Raw genomic sequence first — 18,945 nt, forward strand, 5'->3', positions numbered from 1 at the left:
CAAACGGGTTAGTTGAAGACCTTACCGTCGGGGTAAGGCACCACGTTGGTCTTGATGATCCTGGCGGGATTGCCCGCCACGACTGAATAATCCGGGACATCTTTGGTGACGACGGCGCCGGCGCCGATGGTCACCCAGCGTCCGATACGCAAGCGCGGAAGAATGGTGGCGTTGGTGCCGATGAACGTGCCGTCGCCGATCTCCACGCAACCGGCGATGCACACGCCGGGCGCCATGAACACCGAGTGGCCGATTTGCCCTTCATGCCCCACCACGCTGCCGGCGCTGATGCTGGTGTTGTCGCCCAGCGTCACCTCGGCCTGCATGATTACGCCTTCCTGCAGATAACTGCCCTGCCCCATGCGAATCATGGTCAGGTCAATGCCGGGGTGGATGAACTGGCCCAGCGTTGCACCGGCCTCGACCAGTTGGCGAGTGGTCTCGTAGCGCAGTTGGGTGCTGCCGGTGATCAGGTTGACGAAACGTACGTCCGGCCCCTTGAGCTCACTGACCAACGCCGAACCGCCAATGACCGGCACACCAAAAAACGGTGTCCCGTGTTTGTTCGGGTCATTGTCCAGAAACGCAAACTCGACGTTCGGTGTGCTGCGCTTCACCGCGTGCAGCATGCGCACCGCTTCCGGGTTGGCCGCGCCCAGCAAGTACATCTTCACAGTGATTGCCTTTTTGCCAGCAGTGTACGCACCACATCCACCACCCGTGCCTGATCGGCGTCAGTCATGTCGTGATAACTCGGCAGGTTGAACGCACGCTCCGGCAAGGCAAACGAAACCGGTGTATCGACCACGTGTTCTCTGAACATGGGCAACGACGACAGTGGCCAGAAGAACACCCGGGCGTCGATATCGGCGGCCTGGAACGCGGCGATCATCTCGTCGCGATGGATCCCGGTCCCGGCATCGAATACCACCGTGGGCATCCAGTAACCGTTGCGCGCATGGGTAGGTTCGGGGTTCAGCGAAACCCCCGGCAGCGATGACAGCGCGCGGGCGTAATTGGCGAATATCGTCCGTTTGCGTTCGATCAGCTCTTCGATCCGCTCGACCTGGGCGCAGCCGACGGCCGCCTGCAAGTTGCTCATCTTGTATTTGAAGCCAATGAACTCTGGCCAGAATTGTTTGGTGCTGCCCGCGACACGACCATGGTTGGACAACGTCAGGACGCGCTCATACAAGGCTTTATCCGAGGTGACGAAAATACCGCCCTCGCCGGTGGTCATGGTTTTGGTGCCATGGAATGAAAACGCACCGAACGCCCCCATCGAGCCGGCAGCCTTGCCGCGCCACTGCGAGCCGATGGCTTCGGCGGCGTCTTCGATGACCGGGATACCGTGTTCGCGACCGATCGCCAGCAATGCGTCCATGTCACACAGGTTGCCGTAAAGATGGACCGCGAGAATGGCTTTGGTCTTCGGGGTAATTGCCTGCCTGACGAGCTCCGGATCCAGGCACCAGCTATCCGGCAGAACATCGACAAACACCGGCGTAGCGCCCAGATAGGTGATCGGTGCTGCCGAAGCGATCCAGTTGGTGTTGCCCAGGATCACTTCATCACCCGCGCCGATGTCCAGTGCAGCCATCCCCATGTGCAGCGCGCCGGTGCAGCTCGACGTCGCGATGGCATAGGTCGCACCAAGGTGCTCGGCAAACCCGTGCTCGAAACGCGTCAGGTATTCGTAGCAACGCGCGCCCCAACCGTTCTGCACGGCATCCAGGGCATACCGGGCTTCCAGTTCGCCGACACTCGGTTTGGTGTAGTGAATTCTGCTCATTGAATACTCAACTCCGGAACGGCAACGACAAACTGTGCGCCCCACTCTTTGACCGAGGCGAATTGCTGGGTGATTTCAGGCAACAGGTTCCATGGCAGAACCAGGATGTAGTCGGGTTGTTCGAGGGCGATACGCTCGGGCGACACCACCGGAATCCGGCTGCCAGGCAAGAACTTGCCCTGTTTGTGCGGATTGGCGTCGGCGACCCAGGCCAACAGATCAGGCTTGACCCCGGCGTAGTTAAGCAACGTGTTGCCCTTGGCAGCAGCACCGTAACCGACCACTCGTTTGCCATCGGCTTTCGCCTGCAACAAGAAGCGCAGCAATTGGTGCTTGATGCCCTCGGCGGCTGGTGCGAGGGTCGCGTAGTACTCGGGGGTTTTCACCCCGGCGGCGATTTCGGCTTGCAGTTGCTGAGCAACCGCAGGCTGCACGTCACGACGAACGCCATCGGCACGCTGGACGAAAACCCGCAGCGAACCGCCGTGGGTCGACAGCTGACTGACGTCGAACACTTCCAGGCCGTTGCGTTCGCACAATGTCTGCACGGCCGTCAGGGACAGGTAGGAATAGTGCTCGTGATACAGCGTGTCGAACTGTTGCCCGGCCATCAGCGTCAGCAGTTGCGGAAACTCGAATGTCGCCACGCCGGTCGGCTTGAGCAAGGTCGCAAAGCCGCCGAGGAAGTCATTGATGTCCGGTACGTGGGCCAACACGTTGTTGGCAGCCATCAGGTCCGCGGACCAGCCTTCGCTGACCAATTGCGCAGCGGTGTGACGGCCGAAGAACAACTCGCGGATCTCCAGGCCTTTTTCCCGCGCCGCTTGCGCGGTGCTGCGGGTTGGCTCGACGCCCAGGCAAGGAATGCCGCGACCGGCGACGTACTGCAACAGGTAACCGTCGTTGGCAGCGATTTCCACCACACGACTGTCGGCGGTCAGGCCGAAGCGCTCGACCATCTCGGCGACGTAGCGATCGGCATGCGCCAGCCAGGTGCTGGAGAACGAACTGAAATACGCATACTCAGCGTCGAACAGGCTGTCGGCGCTGGTGTAATCCTCGGTTTGCACCAACCAGCACTGCTGACATACCGCAACCTTGAGTGGCACCCACTGTTCAGCCTGTTCCAGCTGATCGGCACGAACGTAGGCGTTCGACGGTGGCGAGGTGCCGAGGTCAATCAGCGGCAAGGCCAAAGGAGTACCGCAACCACGGCAGTTCATAGACGCACTCCAGCGAAACGTTCATCGAGCAAGGGATGGCTGGCGTCCCTGGCTGACAGATTATTGACAGGCAACGGCCAGGCAATCGCCAGCCGTGGATCGTTCACCGACAAGCCGCCTTCATGCTCCGGCGCGTAGTCGGCGCTGTGCAGGTAAAGCAATTCGGCGTCGTCGGTCAGGGTCTGGAAGCCATGGGCAAACCCGGCAGGAATGAGCAGGCTGCGACCGTCACCGGCCCGCAGGTGTTCGGCGTGCCAGTGCAGGAACGTTGCGGAGTCGGGCCGCAAGTCCACCGCCACATCCCAGACTTCACCGCGCAGGCAGGTGATCAACTTGGCTTCCGGCGCGTTGGCATTCTGGTAATGCAGGCCACGCACACTCGCGCGTGCGCGGGTGCAGGAATGGTTGATCTGGCGAATGGAAAACGCTTGGCCGAAGGCGCTCAGGCTGCCCTCGCAGAACAACCGGGCGAAGTGCCCGCGATCATCTTCGAAGCGTTTGTGCTGCACGCTGAACAAACCCGTCAGCGGCAGCGCCTTCAACGAAAACTCACTCACAGCGCGCCTCGGTACAGGTTCAACTGACCCAACGTGATGCCACGCATGTCGTCGCCGTTTTGCCAGGCCAGATGCCAGTCGAGGGTCTGGGTCAGGCATTGTTGCAACGACCAGCGCGGCTGCCAGGCCAACAGTTGGCGGGCGCGGCTGCTGTCCAGGCGCAACAGGCCTGCTTCATGCAGTTCACTCGGTTCGATGCGCAATCCGCGCGCTTGTGGCCAACGGTTGGCGAGCAGCTCGACCACTTCGCCGACGCTGCACATGTCCGCTTCGCTCGGGCCGAAGTTCCACGCACCGGCGAACTCGGGGCCTCGCTCGTAAAGAGCGGCAGCCAGTTGCAGGTAACCGGCCAGCGGCTCCAGCGCGTGTTGCCACGGGCGGACGGCTTGCGGGTAGCGCAGGGTCACCGGCTCGTCGGCGGACCAGGCTTTCAGGACATCGGGAATCAAACGCTCAGGGGCAAAATCACCGCCACCCAACACGTTGCCGGCTCGGGCCGTGGCCAGGGCCAGACCGTGTTCGGCATACTTCTCGGCCGGGAAAAACGACGCCGCATACGACTGCGCCAGCAACTCGCAGCAGGCTTTGCTGCTGCTGTAAGGGTCGTGGCCGCCGAGGGCTTCGTTTTCACGGTATGGCCACAACCATTCCTGATTGGCGTAGACCTTGTCGGTGGTCACCAGCACGCAGGCGCGCACGCCGCCGACCTGACGGATCGCTTCAAGCAGGTTCAGGGTGCCCATGACGTTGCTGGAGTAAGTCCCCAACGGATCGCGATAACCCTCGCGCACCAGCGGCTGGGCCGCCAGGTGCAGGACGATTTCCGGCTGGGTGTCGGCGATCAGTTCAAGCAGGGCCCCCAGGTCACGCAGGTCGCCGCGCTGATCGTTGATGCCTTCGTGGACACGTGCCAGTTCGAACAGGCTCGGCTCGGTGGACGGATCGAGGGAAAACCCGCTGACTTTCGCGCCGAGGCTTTGCAGCCACAACGTCAGCCAACTGCCTTTGAAACCGGTGTGGCCGGTCAGCAGAACCCGCTTGCCGCGCCAGAATTCCGGGCTCAGTCCCATTGCTTCCATGGGGCCTCCCCGCTCTGCCACAAATGCTCCAGATGGTTTTTATCGCGCAGGGTGTCCATCGGGTGCCAGAAACCATCGTGCTGGTAGGCAGCCAGTTGACCGCTGCTGGCCAGGCCAACCAAAGGCTCGGATTCCCAAACCGTCTCGTCGGCGGTAATCAGCGGCAGGACCTTGGGCGACAGCACAAAGAAGCCACCATTGATCCAGCCTCCGTCACCGCGCGGCTTTTCAGTAAAACCGCGGACCAGGTGACCGTCGCGTTCCAGCGCGCCGTAACGGCCAGGCGGCTGAACCGCCGTTACCGTGGCGAGCTTGCCGTGGGACAGGTGGAAGTCCACCAGGGCACCGATGTTCAAATCGGACACGCCGTCGCCGTAGGTGAAGCAGAACGCGTCTTCGTTTTCCAGGTAGCGGCTGGCCCGACGCAAGCGCCCGCCGGTCATGGTGTCTTCACCGGTATCGATAAGCGTGACGCGCCATGGCTCGCTGTAGTTCTGGTGAACGTCCATGCGGTTGTTGCACATGTCGAACGTGACGTCAGAGGTGTGCAGGAAGTAGTTGGCGAAGAAGTCCTTGATCGCGTAGCCCTTGTAGCCCAGGCAAATCACGAAGTCATGGATCCCGTGAGCGGAGTACTGCTTCATGATGTGCCAGAGAATTGGCTTGCCGCCGATTTCAATCATCGGCTTGGGTTTGAGGTGCGACTCCTCACTGATGCGCGTGCCCAGGCCGCCCGCCAAAATAACTGCCTTCATCGTCTCCCCTCTTGTTCGTCACAGGGCTCAGCCAAGCTGTATCAAGCTTTTGCAGGCCTTCTGGATAAAACCTTCAATGCCGCTCAGGGCGCTTCTGGATTCACCGGAAGTGCTCGTTTTATGGCGATATCGGGGGGGCTTGCAGGAAACGCGCCAGCTCTTTCGCTGTGGTGGGTGGGCTCTGGCCTTGGGTGTATATCCGTTTTTGTGGTCATGGCGGCTATTGGTTTCGCCCTTACGGCGAGTCACTTTCGAAAAGCCCCAAAGTAACCAAAGGGCTCTTGCCCCTTTCGTTCGGTGCCTCGCCTAGGCTCGGCATTCCCTCGCTCCGGTCCTGCTCCGTGGGCCCGCCGCCATCGGCCATCCATGGCCGGGAGCGGCTAACCCGGCATCCATGCCGGGTTGCCCACTGCGCAGAACCTGCGCTCGGCCTCTCGAGGGGGCGCTCAGATCAAAAGCGGAAGGCGAGCTAACGCTCGGCCTGATGAGTGGTGGGAATCAAAAGCGTACGTGCCCCCTGTAGGAGCCGGCTTGCCGGCGAAAATCGTCTGGACACCGCGTTCATTCAGACAGCCCGCGTTATCGTTGGCGTCCATCGCCAGCAAGCTGGCTCCTACAATTTTGAATCGTGCGAACCCAATCACCGTGTAGGAGCCGGCTTGCTGCGGGCTCCTACAGGGGAGCGGTGTACATATCCGGAATGACTGAACGCAGCAAGGCGAGCTAACGCTCGGCCTGATGAGTGGTGAAAATCAAAAGCGTATGGGATTCCCTGTAGGAGCCGGCTTGCCGGCGAAAAGCGTCTGAGCGACGCGCTCATTCAGACAGACTGCGTTATCGTTGACGTCCATCGCCAGCAAGCTGGCTCCTACAATTTTGAATCGTGCGAACCCAATCACCGTGTAGGAGCCGGCTTGCTGCGGGCGGCGTTCCGACGATGGCGGTGGATCAGTCAACGTATGTATTGGCTGGAGGGACGCCATCGCCAGCAAGCCGGCTCCTACAGGGGATAGGTGTACATATCCGGAATGAGGGAACGCACGCACCAAAGAGCCAGGTCGGCTTTCAGGCCGCCTCGGCGGCTGTGGCGGTGGTCGCCCCCTCGAGAGGCCGAGCGCAGGTTCTGCGCAGTGGGCAACCCGGCATGGATGCCGGGTTAGCCGCCCCCGGCCATGGATGGCCGATGGCGGCGGGCCCACGGAGCAGGACCGGAGCGAGGGTATGCCGAGCCTAGGCGAGGCACCGAACGAAAGGGGCAAGAGCGCTTTGGTTACTTTCGCGCTTTTCGAAAGTGACTCGCCGTAAGGGCGAAACCAATAGCCGCCATAACCGCAGCAACGGATATGCCCCCCAATCGCAACAGACCCCCGGGGATCACCCCGGCAACCAAGCCTCAGCCCAATAATTCAGATTACTACCCTGCAACATATAGTCACGCAGCACTTCCTCGCGCAACGCATCACCCATGCGGTAACTCGCATCCGGGTCAGCCAGGTGCATACGAATTGCCTCAAGCCATTCCTCGGTACTGTTACTCACCACCTTGGTACACGGCAGATAACCGCGATAAGCCTCAGTGTCCGTACAGATCACCGGATAACCGCACGCGCCATATTCCAGCAGTCGCAAGTTGCTCTTGCAGTCGTTGAAGATATGAAACTCCAACGGCGCCAAAGCCAGATCAAGGTTCAGGCTCGCCAGTTTGGCAGGGTAAGCCTGCAAGCCAACGGCGGGATGGAACTCATGCACGAAAGGCTTGAGCGCCGGCGGGCACATGCCGAAGAACACCCATTCCACTTCATCCGCCAGCAGGCGAACGACATCGGCAATGATCGCCAGATCCCCATCGTGACTGGTGCCTCCGCCCCAACCGACCCTCGGCTTGCGCGACGTACGTCGCTGGCTGTTCAGACCGGTCCACAGATACGGAGCGAGCATGTTCGGCACCACGCGAATATCGTCATGCATGCCATTGAGGGTATCGGCCAGCGGTTGGGTCGACACCACCACCCGATCGCACAACCCGACTGCACGCCGCACGATTTGCTCAACGCCAACCATGGCCTTGCGCACGTGAGCGTTTTTCTTCGGAACGTCGATGACATAGTCATCGAGCTCGAAGATCCGGAAAGCCCTGGAGCTGTTTTTGACCCGCTCCACTTCATTCACCGCGCCCTCACTGTAGCGCCCTTGCAGGATGATGACGTCCGGCGACTGGCGCTCCAGCTCAATGTCCGAAGGCGTATGGTAAGAAAGATTACCAAGCACTTGACCCGCAGCTTCCAGCTCCAGAAACGGCTGGGTGACACGATAATGGCCTACGGCGGTCTCGTTGATCGGGATCGCCAGCACCCGTGGCAGCATGTGACGGGCGAACGGATTCCAGTCGCTCTTGTAACCCGGTTCAAGACTGAAATTATTGGTGCTCAGACTCAGGTTGACGTTGTACGCCGGATCTCTTGCGATGATCGGCAGCCAGCGCTGATAAAACCGCTTCTGCTCAGCCAGCAGATCTGACACCACCGGCCCGCTCTCCGCCTCGGCAGCCACGTGGACCGACTCGGCATACGGCGTCCAGACCACCAGATAGCCCTTCTGCTTCACACGCAGACAGAAATCAGGGCCGCCGAGTCTCTGGGAAAAGGCCTGCTCGTCAAACCCCTGAAGCTCATCGAACACCTGCTTGCGGACCAGCAGGCACTCGGTTCTCACAGCACTCAAATTCTGCACCGCCTGCTGGCGCTGCATATACCCCGGAGCGGTCATCACCTCCCCGCGCCAAGGTACGCCGACAGGGCCGCGCATCCCCAGCACCAGGGCCGAACCTTCGATACGCCCCTGAGGGCTGACCATTCGGCCACCGACGACGCCCACCTCTGGACGCAAGCCGTGATTCAGCAGCTCCCCAAGCCAGTCACGATTGACGATCAGGCTGTCCGGACTGAGCAACACCACATACTCGCCACGTGCCTGAGCAACGGCGAAGTTCTGCGCCGCTGCCGGGTTATCGGGGTAATCGCAATGCAGCACGCGCAGTTTTTCACCGCCCATTTGCGACATGGCGGCCAGCCAGTCACGCGCCTCGATCGAGGTGCTTGCGTTGTCGACGATCAACAATTCGTAGTGAGCATAGGCCGTGTGCTCCAGCACACTTTCGATACAACGCTCAAGCCGACCGAGCTGATCCTGGGCCACCACCACAATGGACACCAGCGGCTGAACGCCATGCTGGTAGTCAATTCGATTGATGAGCGGCACGTTGCCCGGCCGCACCTCGTGTGCCGCACCGATACGATCAAGGTGCGCAGTCAGTACGCGGGAGTTCTGCTCGATAACCTGCGGCAGAGCGAGCCATTGCGCCAGGCCGAACGAGGACTCGACCAGCACTTGGGCGACATGCTCCACGACATGCGGGCCGTGGTTTTCAACGAGGCGCCAGACCAGGTCATGAGGGCTGAGCTCAGAGAAATCCGGGGTGAAACCACCCGCGGCTACAAAGCCTTGACGCTGGATGGCCAGTGTCCGCCCGACATAGGGATAACTGCGCAGCAGGTCCAGATTGAAATCGGGCTTGAGGATCGGCTCGACTGACACGTCATTGCGCAAGCCGCCTTCATCGGTATAGATACACAGCGCGTCGGCACTCTCGACCATCCGCTCGGCCAAAAGCAGCAAGGCCAGTTCATTCAGGCGATCACCGGCCCGCAGCAGATAGAACCAGTCCGCACTGTCGGCCTGCATCAGGCCATTGAGTTGCTCAAGCCCGTCGCCTTGCAAGGCCACACGAATAACGTTGCCCGCAAGGGCACTGGTGCGATTTTCACCCGAGAGCACCAACACCCTTTCGGCGCCATAGACCTGCCGTTCGATGCTCTCCAATGTGACGCCCAGTGCCGCATCGTCAGCGTCGGCATCCATCACCACCGGCACAATTCGCGGCTGCCAGGCCCACGAGGCAAGGCGCGCAGGCAACAGGCGCTGCTGGGCCGGGTTCAGTGTGCGACACGCCAGCCATTGCTGGTACACATCAGCAAAGCAGTCACAGTTTTCACCCACCCGCGAACGGAGCAACGTCGAGGTAAAGCCCAGGGAACGACCCAGCGCCATTTCTTCCCAGTCATACGGCTCACCGAGGGCGGCGCTGGCCAGATCGATAAAGCGAACATGCCCCGGCGCAGGTGCCGGCTCGCCGCTGCGCACCGACAGCATTTGGGTCAGCCAACCGAGCTCGACCACCACGGCCTGCTCGACCTCCAGTTGATTGCTCAGGCGCGCCGGGTGCAAGCGTTCAAAGCTGAGCACCTGTGCGATAACCGCCAGGTTGCCACGACGCAACAGGCAGACAAACAAGGCGAAATCGAGACGGGCGACAAACCCTTCGCCGACCTGGGTCAACGCGGGCAGATACTCCAGCACCTGATGAGTGCGCATCAGCGCGCCACTCAAATTGCTGAGAAAGTTCAGGGCCGAGCTTTCCAGCACATCCAGCAGGTCTTCACCCTTGAACAGCGTATCCCCCGAGACAAAGCTGGAGTTCTCCAGGCGCTCAGGAAGCAGAAGGTAATCGCCGTCGCAATACTGACGCAGGGCAATCACCAGATTCACATCGTCATGATCAATGAAACCCTGCACCTGGCGGGCAATGCTCTCAGGCAGCAGTTGATCGTCATCACAGAGAAGCTTGAGGTACTCCCCGGTTGCCTGCTCGGCGCAGGCCATCAGATTCCCCTTGAACCCCAGGCGTTGTTCATTGCGCACATAACGCAATGTCACGGTTGGCGGCACTGTGCAGGCCTGGACCAGCTCATGGATTTCGTCGCTGTCGCTGTCGTCACACACGATCACTTCAAGCGACGCGTAGGTCTGGTTCAGCGCACTTTGCAGCGCTGCCTTAAAGTACAGCGGGTTGTAGGCGGGAATGGCGATGCTGACAAGAGGAGCTGGTTTCACGGCAGGGGAACTCGCGAGCGGTGGGCGCTCACTCTGGAACGAGTGGAGCAGCCCTGAACCGCTGAAAAATGACGGTTTGCACTCGGGTGTATTGAACCTTCGCGCCTATGGCGCGAAGGCCTTGACTCAGACTTTGTTGAACAACCCCAACTGAGCGATTTTGCTGAACGCCAGTTGCGAGGCTTGCAGCATGGTTTGCTGCAAGGTCAGGCGGGTCATCACTGTGGCCGGGTCCGAATCACGGATCGCGCCCTGGGTCTGCGTGTTGGCCAGCACCAGGCTCTGGTTGATATCGGTCTGAGTCGTCAGCGACGCACCGCGACCACCCACGGAGCTGAGGCCCGAGGTCAACTGGTCAATGCCACTGGTCAGGTTACCGATACCGGAACCAATGGCCGCGTTGAGTGCTTGAATGGCCTGCGGATTGTTGTTGGTCGGCGTCGACAGCGCGGTTTTCAGCTGGGCGACCGTGTCCAGAACGTTCTGCGTCTGGTGAGTGTTGACCGTGACGGAGAACTGGTCACCAGCCTGCATCGACGGTGCGCCGCTCAGCGTAAAATCGACACCCGATGCGGTGGCGACGTTGCCCGCCAGAACACCGCTGGAAACCGGCTTGCTGCTCGCGGTCAGAGGCGCTGCATACAAGTCGAAAGCCGTGGCGCTGGTGAACTTGAGAACGGCCCCGCCTTCCGGAAAGCTGGCGTGGTAGGCGGCACTGTTGGAGATGCTCGTATTGGTGACGACATCGCTGGACAGGTTGCCTGGGGCACGGGTCGCATTGAAGCTGTCCGGCTTGGCCGCCAGGGTGAAGCTATAGGCATTGGGGGACGGAGGCGCCGGGAACACGGTCGCCGGAACGTCGCCAGTCTTCATGTTGATGTTCAACTTCAGGTCAACGCCACGGAAGTTGATTGTCTGCGTGGCAGCACCACCGGAGGAGCTGAACACGCCATTGCCAGAAGCTTCGGCCGTGACGTCATTACCCAGCGAGTCGCGGATTTCCAGCTGCGTAGGGCTGAGGAAATTCACGGTGTAGGGCTCGCCGCCACGGAATTTGGCGTTGTAGGTCACGTCCGAATTCACCTGACCATTGGACAGCACCACACGACCGCCATCGACGGCCGGCGTCGGCGTGGTCATGGTGGACTGTGTGCGACTGGTGTTGATGGCTTGCTGGAACACAGCCCAACCGGTGCTGTTGGTGGCCATCGACTGGGTATCGCCAATCGGCAGGTCCAGCGTGACCTGATCACCGTTATAGCTGTAGGTGCCGTCGGTATTACGCGAGAACGGAACGGTATCGCCCTTGGAGCCGGCGAAAATGTATTTGCCGTTTTCGTCCTTGGTGTTCATCAGGCTCAACAGCTGTTCTTCGATCTGGCTGAGTTCCGAAGCGTTGGCCTGGCGGTCGGAATCGGTATAACCGGCGTTGCCGGCACCCAGGGCCAGTTCCTTGGCGCGTTGCAGCACGTTGCCGATACTGGTCATGACGGCTTCAGTCTGGCCAAGCGTGGCTTTGATCGTCGTCATGTTGTTGTTGAACTGATCGAGCATCGAAGCCTGCTGGCCTAGTTGCAGCAGGCGCGAGGCGCCGACCGGATCATCGGCGGCGGTGTTGACGCGAACCAGGCTGCTCGCCTCTTCGCTGCTCTTGACCACGTTGGCGAAGTTCTTCGAATAGTTGGCAGCCGAGGACTCGTAAAACTGGGCGGTAGAAATGCGCATGGGCTACGACTCCTTAAAGACTGTTGATCAGTGTGCTGAAGATTTCCTGCGCAGCCTTGATGATCTGCGAAGACGCGGTGTAGTACTGCTGATACTTGACCAGGTTGCCGGTTTCCTCATCGAGGTCGACACCCGAGAGCGAGTCGCGCGCACCCTTGGCATTCGCCAGGATGGCTTCGGTCGCCGCGCTGTCGAGCTTGCCCTGTGCAGCCTTGGAACCCACGCCCTCGACCAGTTTGCCGTAGGCGTCGTTCAGGGAAATGCCTTTGCTGGCCGAACCGGTGTCCACGGTCTTCGCGGTCTGCAAGCCAGCCAGTGCGGTGCCGTTACGGTTGTCCAGGCTGCCCGGCTGAGTGAGCGAGACGTTGATCGCCGCGCCGCTGCTTGGGGCTCCGGCGATGGTCATGCTGAAGGCCGCGGCGTACTGAGTCGCGGGCGGAGCCGGGATCGGTGCACCCGCGGCATCCGTGAGCGGAATGCTCAGGTTCAGGGTATTGGTCTCACCTGGCTTGATTGTCCCGCCGCTGATCAGCGCGCCCTTGGCATCCAGGAACTGGTAGGTCTGGCTGGTGCCATCGGCGGACACCGCACCAAATACCACCTTGGTCGGCGTGGAGTTTTTCAGGCCGTTCTGCATCGCGGTGGTGGTCGCCGCGTCGTAGATGTCGAACTTGGTGGTCAGGGTCGGTTGACCGCTGGCCGGGATCGTCAGCGTGCCGCTGCCACTGCCGCTCGCTGCAATCGCCGCGCCCAGCGGTGCCGCGATGGCCAGACGCTTGGAGTCGGTCATCTCGGTCTTGATGTTCGCCGCAGCATCGCGGGTCGGGGTGATCCTGAAGGTGTCGCCCGCCGTGGCAGAAGCCGCGTTGAACTTCATCTCGACGCCGTCGATGACCGGTGCCGTTGCCGGCGCTACCGTGCTGAAGGAGCCCATCGGCGTGTTGTCCGGCAGGCGCTGAACGGTGTAATCGGTCGCGGTGGTGAACGTGACCTTGTAATCGTTGATGGTCAGCTTGCCAGTGTCCTTGATGCTCACATCAAAGTTACCGGTGCCCACGTTGTTCAGGCTGGCGACGCTGCGTTCAGAGACCAGCTTGGCCGAGTTGATGTTATTGAACAGGTTCGAACCGAAGGCGCCGTTCTTGTCGATGCCCTGGGCCTGAAGGCTGTTCATCTGGTCGGCGACGACCAGGGCCACACGACCCAATTCGTTCATGGCCGGGTCCAGCACGGTGCTGCGATAACGCAGCAACCCGCCGATTTCGCCGCCGGTCATGATCGCGGTGATATCAATGGTGCTCGAACCGCGATTGAGTTGCAGCGACAAGCGGCCCGGATCGTCTTTGCCCGGTACCACTTCAAGTTTGTTGACCGTATTACCCATGACCAGCGGCTGACCGCTGCCCAGGTAAATGTCGAGATTGCCTTCACGCTCCACCACCTGCGCACCGGTGAAGGTCGCCAGCTGGCGCACGGTTTCGTTACGGGCGTCGAGCAGCTCGTTCGGCATGCCGCCGGAACTGGAAACCTCGGAGATCTTCTGGTTCAACTGCGCCACGGTAGCGGCCAGCTTGTTGACCTGATCCGCCATGTTCGTCAGGTTGCCGTTGATATTGGCATTCTGCTGGGTCAACTGCGCGGAGACCGAGTTGAAACGGTTGCTCAAGGCCTGGGCATCGCTGAGCAGCAACTGGCGGGACGCGTCGTCACCGGGTTTGGCGTTGACGTTCTGCACCGAGGCAAAAAACTTGGTCAGTGCGCCGTTCAGGCCGGTGCTGGTGTCGGAGAGCAATTTGTCCAGCGGCGTGACTTGATTCAGGTAGGCGGCCGAATCGCTGTTGAGCGAGGTGGTGGTCTGCAACTGCGCATCGAGGTAGCTGTTGTACACGCGACGCACATCGGCCAGGGTCGTGCCGGTGCCGATGTAGACATTGCCGAACTGCTGCGAGGCCTTGGTGCCCTGCACTGTTTGCTGGCGCGAGTACCCGGCGGTGTCGACGTTGGCAATGTTGTTGCCGGTGGTCATCAACGAGGATTGGCCAGCGGCCAGACCCGACATCCCGATATTGAGCAAACTCATGGTTCGACCTTAATCCTTGTGCCTATAAAGGCGTGGTGGAAACGCCCGCCGCAGCGTAGTTCTGGTAACTCGTCATCTGCTTGGCTATCTGCGAAATCTTGCTCGCGTAGTCCGGGTCGGTTGCGTAACCGGCCTTTTGCAACTCGCGTACAAACTGTTCTGGGTTATCGGCCGACTTCACGACATCTTGATAGCGATTGTTGGTTTGCAACAAAGTCACAAGGTCATGGAAGCTGTCCTTGTAAGAGCCATAGGAACGGAACTCGGCCGTCTCCTTGACCATCGCGCCATTTCGGAATTCGCTGGTGATCGCCCGCGCCGAATCGCCCTTCCAGCTGCTGCTGGCCTTGATGCCGAACAGGTTGTGGCTGCTGCTGCCATCCTGTGCGCGCATGACCGATTTGCCCCAGCCGGTTTCCAGCGCCGCTTGAGCCACCAGGTAACGCGGATCGACGCCGATGCGCTCGGCGGCTTCCTTGGCCATCGGCAACATGGTGTTGACGAACTGGTCGGCAGAACTGAAGGCTTTTTTCGCCGGTGCCAACGGTATCTGAGCGATGGCACGACCATGAATCTGCAAGCTGCCATTCGCTGATGCTTGCGCAGTCGCCAGCCAGTCTCCGTTGAACAAAGGCCCCGAACCGGTCGGCGTGGTGCGCTCTGCCAATCGAGTGTTATTGAGCGGCGCGGCGGCCGTCGTCGCCGAAGGCACCAGGCCCGCCAGCAAGCGGTCAGCCAGTTTCGGTGGCAACGCCAGGCGCCGCTGATTGATCAGCGCCATGTCGTTGCGATGTGCGCCCTCGCCTGCCGCCTGTGGAGCGCTGATCGAGCGCGAAGCCCACAACGGACGCTGGCCATTGACTCGCGACAGCGGCCCGTTGGTCCCGACCGTGCCCGCCGCCACCGGCGTCTGCACCGCTGCTTTTGCCGCTTCCTGCTTGGCCGCCGACAGCGTTGCCGCTTCGCCCGGCGCCAATGGTTTGTTCTTCGACATCTGGCGCATCAGCACGTCCGCCAGACCAATACCACCGCCCTCGCGGGACATGGAAACGGCCAACTGCTGGTCGTACATTTCCTGGTACTGCTTGGCCGCCGGCGTGTTGAGCGGATTGCCCTCGGCCAGCGTGTCGGTCGCCTTGCGCATGGACTTGAGCATTTCACCGAGGAACAGCGACTCGAATTCCTGCGCCACCTTGCGCAGGTTTTCGTCACTGTTCTTGTCGCCGACCTTGAGCTGATTCAGACGATTGAGGTCCGAATAGGACCCCGAATCGGCGCTGCTGACCAGACCACTCTTGTGCATATCCATGGTCGCCGGCCTCAGATCACGATCAGGTCGGCTTGCAACGCGCCGGCCTGTTTCAGTGCTTCAAGGATTGCCATCAAGTCACCTGGCGCCGCGCCGACCTGGTTCACCGCACGCACGATCTCGTCGAGGGTGGTGCCCGGGCCGAACTTGAACATTGGCTTGGCTTCCTGCTGGGCGTTGACCCGCGAGCGCGGCACAACAGCGGTCTGACCATTGGACAGAGGGCCGGGCTGGCTGACGATCGGGTCTTCGGTGATGGTCACGGTCAGGCTGCCGTGAGTCACGGCGGCCGGGGACACCTTGACGTTCTGGCCGATCACGATGGTGCCGGTGCGGGAGTTGATGATGACTTTCGCCACCGCCTGACCCGGATCGACTTCAAGGTTCTCGATGATCGACAGATAGTCGACGCGCTGGCTCGGATCCAGCGGCGCACTGACACGAATCGAACCGCCGTCGATGGCCTGGGCAACGCCAGGGCCGAGCATGTCGTTGATCTTGTCGACGATGCGCTTGGCGGTGGTGAAGTCGGAGCGGTTGAGGTTCAACGTCAGGCTGTTGCCCTGGTTGAAACCGCTCGGCACCGAACGCTCGACCGACGCACCACCAGGGATGCGACCGGCCGACGGAACGTTGACGGTGATCTTCGAACCGTCGCGACCTTCAGCATCAAAACCGCCGACGACCAGGTTGCCCTGGGCGACCGCGTAAACGTTGCCGTCGATACCCTTGAGCGGCGTCAGCAGCAAGGTGCCGCCACGCAGGCTCTTGGAGTTACCGATGGAGGACACGGTAATGTCCACCTGCTGACCCGGCTTGGCGAAGGCCGGCAAGTCGGCACTGATCGATACCGCCGCGACGTTCTTCAACTGCACGTTGCCCGAGCCGGGCGGCACCTTGATGCCGAACTGCGAGAGCATGTTGTTGAAGGTTTGCAGGGTGAACGGCGTCTGCGTCGTCTGGTCGCCGGTACCGTTGAGCCCGACCACCAGGCCGTAGCCGATCAATTGGTTGGAACGTACGCCGGAAATACTGGCGATATCCTTCAGCCGCTCAGCCTGAGCACCAAAGGCTGCGGACATCAGGAACGCAGCCACCATCAGGTGTTTGAAATTCAACGTGACCACCTAGAAAGGGAACAGCGGGCTGAGGAAGAAACGGTCGAACCAGCCTGGCTGACTCGCATCGGCAAACGAACCGGTGCCCGAATAGGTGATGCGTGCATCGGCGATGCGCGTTGACGAAACCGTGTTGTCGGTCGCGATGTCATCGGCCCGGACCAGGCCGGCGATCCGTACCAGCTCATCACCGGTATTGAGGGTCATCCACTTCTCGCCGCGCACGGCAATGATGCCGTTGGGCAAGACGTCGGCGACGGTCACGGTGATCGAACCGGTCAGGCTGTTGCCCTGCCCGGCCTTGCTGTCGCCCTTGGTCGCGCGGTCGCCGCTGTAACTCGCATTCAGCGTCAGGTCAGTGTCACTGAATGGGTTGTTAGTGTTGGGCACCACACCGAACAACGACGTCAGGCCAATGCCGGCCTTGCTGTTCTTGGCCACTTGCGAGTTGGCGTTTTTACTGGCCTGGGTTTTTTCGTTCAGGGTGATGGTGATGATGTCACCGACCCGGAACGCCTTGCGGTCGCTGTACAGGTTCTGTTCGAAACCGGCCTGGTAGATCGAGCCGTTGTTCGCTGCAGCCGGCAATGGCGTACGCGGCAACACCGGGGCGTAGTAAGGGTCATTGGGCTTGGGCGTCGGACCGACGCAACCCGCCAGCGCGACGACGCCACTCAGTGCCAGGACAGATACAAAGCGATTCATGACCCTACCTCACGGTGTTGCAGGCGGCCTCATGACCGCCTCATAGACTTGATTACAGATTCTGCGTTACGAACGAGAGCATCTGGTCGGCGGTGGAGATCACCTTGGAGTTCATCTCGTAGGCGCGCTGAGTGGTGATCATGTTGACCATCTCTTCAACGGTGCTGACGTTGGAAGTTTCCAGGGTGTTCTGCAGCGTGGTACCGAAACCGGCCAGGCCTGGCGTGCCGACTTGCGGCGCGCCGCTGGCGGCGGTTTCCAGGAACAGGTTGTTACCCACCGCTTGCAGGCCGGCCGGGTTGATGAAGTCGGCGGTTTGCAGGTTGCCGATCACCTGGGATGCCGGGTTGCCGGCAATGGTGATGGACACGGTGCCGTCGCGACCGACCGTGAAGGTCTGCGCGTCGTTCGGAATGACAATGGCCGGCTCGAGGGCGAAGCCGCTGGCGTTCACGATCTGACCGTTGGAATCGAGGTGGAACGTACCGTCACGGGTGTAGGACGTGGTGCCGTCCGGTTGCAGGATCTGGAAGAAACCGCGACCGTCGATGGCCATGTCCAACGGCTGCTCGGTGGTTTGCAGGCTACCGGCGTTGAAGTTTTTCTGGGTGCCGACAATGCGCACACCGGTACCCAATTGCAGACCCGACGGCAGTTCGCTGTCCTGGGTCGACTGGGCACCTGGCTGGCGTTTGATCTGGTACAGCAGGTCCTGGAACTCGGCGCGGTCACGTTTGAAACCCGTGGTCGACACGTTCGCCAGGTTGTTGGAAATGGTGGTCAGGTTGGTGTCCTGGGCGGACAGACCTGTTTTGGCAACCCATAGAGCCGGAAGCATTCGATTCTCCTCGTGCGCCTGTTTTACGGCGCGACGTTCTGATAATTAGCTGATCTGCAAGACCCGAGCCATGGCCTGGTCATCGTCTTTGGCGGTGTTCATCATCTTGATGTGCAGCTCGAACTGCTTGGCCAGCGCCAGTACCGAAGTCATCTCTTCCACGGCATTGACGTTGCTCGACTCCAGGAACCCGGACACCAGTTTGACGTTGGCATCGGCTTGCGCCGGCTTGCCATCCTTGGTGTGGATCGAACCGTCCAGGCCTTTGGTCATGTTCTTGAAATCCGGGTTGACCAGCTTGATGCGGTCGACTTCAGCCATCACGCGAGGGCCTTCGCCCATCGCACGAATGCTGACGGTGCCGTCTTCGCCCACTTCGATTTGCTGCTCGGGCGGCACGGAAATCGGCCCGCCATTGCCCATCACCGGCATGCCGTTGCCGGCCCGCAACACGCCCAGAGCGTCAACGTTCAGGCTGCCGGTGCGCACGTAGCTTTCACCGCCGTCGGGGTTCTGCACCGCGAGCCAGCCGTTGCCCTGCACCGCGACGTCGAGGTCGCGACCGGTTTGTACCAGAGAGCCCGCGGAGAAGTCGGTGGCCGGACGTTCGGACATCGCAAACGCACGCGCCGGAAAGCTGTCACCGAACACCGGCATCGAACGCGCCTGCTCCAGGTCTTTCTGGAAGCCGTTGGTGGAGATGTTCGCCAGGTTGTTCGCATGAGCCTTCTGCGCCAGTGCATTCTGGCTGGCGCCGGTCATTGCCACATAAAGGTACTTGTCCACACTCTTTCCTCTGCATGCCGGACGTTTG

General features: G+C 61.0%; 14 protein-coding genes. All 14 read right to left on the reverse strand.

Going from position 1 to position 18,945, the window contains the following annotated elements:
* Positions 1-8 precede the first annotated feature (8 nt).
* Positions 9-674: an acetyltransferase gene (locus KGA82_RS03905; RefSeq protein WP_032832884.1), complete on the reverse strand. Its 666-nt coding sequence runs from the start codon at positions 672-674 to the stop codon at positions 9-11.
* Positions 671-1,792 (reverse strand): DegT/DnrJ/EryC1/StrS family aminotransferase, encoded by a 1,122-nt coding sequence (locus KGA82_RS03910; RefSeq protein WP_223449650.1) that lies wholly within the window; start codon positions 1,790-1,792, stop codon positions 671-673. The genes KGA82_RS03905 and KGA82_RS03910 overlap by 4 nt, the downstream gene beginning before the upstream one ends.
* Complete coding sequence (locus KGA82_RS03915) at positions 1,789-3,015, reverse strand: class I SAM-dependent methyltransferase (protein ID WP_223449651.1); 1,227 nt, start codon at positions 3,013-3,015, stop codon at positions 1,789-1,791. The genes KGA82_RS03910 and KGA82_RS03915 overlap by 4 nt, the downstream gene beginning before the upstream one ends.
* A complete protein-coding gene (locus KGA82_RS03920; protein WP_192226012.1) occupies positions 3,012-3,572 on the reverse strand; it encodes a dTDP-4-dehydrorhamnose 3,5-epimerase family protein in 561 nt (186 codons plus the stop codon). Before KGA82_RS03920 ends, KGA82_RS03915 begins: the two co-directional genes overlap by 4 nt.
* Complete coding sequence (gene rfbG / locus KGA82_RS03925; protein ID WP_008044634.1) at positions 3,569-4,651, reverse strand: CDP-glucose 4,6-dehydratase; 1,083 nt, start codon at positions 4,649-4,651, stop codon at positions 3,569-3,571. The genes KGA82_RS03920 and rfbG overlap by 4 nt, the downstream gene beginning before the upstream one ends.
* Positions 4,633-5,406 carry a glucose-1-phosphate cytidylyltransferase gene (rfbF, locus tag KGA82_RS03930; RefSeq protein ID WP_008044636.1) on the reverse strand — a complete coding sequence of 258 codons (774 nt, stop codon included), beginning with the start codon at positions 5,404-5,406 and terminating at the stop codon, positions 4,633-4,635. Before rfbF ends, rfbG begins: the two co-directional genes overlap by 19 nt.
* A gap of 1,374 nt (positions 5,407-6,780) precedes the next feature.
* Complete coding sequence (locus KGA82_RS03935) at positions 6,781-10,356, reverse strand: glycosyltransferase (RefSeq protein WP_223449652.1); 3,576 nt, start codon at positions 10,354-10,356, stop codon at positions 6,781-6,783.
* A gap of 126 nt (positions 10,357-10,482) precedes the next feature.
* The gene (locus KGA82_RS03940; RefSeq protein WP_192419582.1) at positions 10,483-12,081 is read right to left on the reverse strand and encodes a flagellar hook-associated protein 3; all 1,599 of its coding nucleotides are present in this window, start codon (positions 12,079-12,081) and stop codon (positions 10,483-10,485) included.
* 13 nt (positions 12,082-12,094) lie between these two features.
* A complete protein-coding gene (gene flgK / locus KGA82_RS03945) occupies positions 12,095-14,161 on the reverse strand; it encodes a flagellar hook-associated protein FlgK (RefSeq protein WP_008042677.1) in 2,067 nt (688 codons plus the stop codon).
* Positions 14,162-14,183: 22 nt separating this feature from the next.
* Positions 14,184-15,470 carry a flagellar assembly peptidoglycan hydrolase FlgJ gene (gene flgJ, locus KGA82_RS03950; protein ID WP_223449653.1) on the reverse strand — a complete coding sequence of 429 codons (1,287 nt, stop codon included), beginning with the start codon at positions 15,468-15,470 and terminating at the stop codon, positions 14,184-14,186.
* An 11-nt stretch (positions 15,471-15,481) separates the two neighbouring features.
* Positions 15,482-16,570 carry a flagellar basal body P-ring protein FlgI gene (locus tag KGA82_RS03955; RefSeq protein WP_223449658.1) on the reverse strand — a complete coding sequence of 363 codons (1,089 nt, stop codon included), beginning with the start codon at positions 16,568-16,570 and terminating at the stop codon, positions 15,482-15,484.
* 27 nt (positions 16,571-16,597) lie between these two features.
* On the reverse strand, positions 16,598-17,293 hold the full coding sequence (gene flgH, locus KGA82_RS03960) for a flagellar basal body L-ring protein FlgH (RefSeq protein ID WP_223449654.1): 696 nt from the start codon (positions 17,291-17,293) through the stop codon (positions 16,598-16,600).
* 52 nt (positions 17,294-17,345) lie between these two features.
* Positions 17,346-18,131: a flagellar basal-body rod protein FlgG gene (gene flgG / locus KGA82_RS03965; RefSeq protein WP_017337155.1), complete on the reverse strand. Its 786-nt coding sequence runs from the start codon at positions 18,129-18,131 to the stop codon at positions 17,346-17,348.
* A gap of 45 nt (positions 18,132-18,176) precedes the next feature.
* Positions 18,177-18,917: a flagellar basal body rod protein FlgF gene (locus KGA82_RS03970; protein ID WP_223416456.1), complete on the reverse strand. Its 741-nt coding sequence runs from the start codon at positions 18,915-18,917 to the stop codon at positions 18,177-18,179.
* Positions 18,918-18,945 lie beyond the last annotated feature (28 nt).

This window comes from Pseudomonas sp. BF-RE-22, from assembly GCF_019956155.1.
Taxonomy (GTDB): domain Bacteria; phylum Pseudomonadota; class Gammaproteobacteria; order Pseudomonadales; family Pseudomonadaceae; genus Aquipseudomonas; species Aquipseudomonas migulae.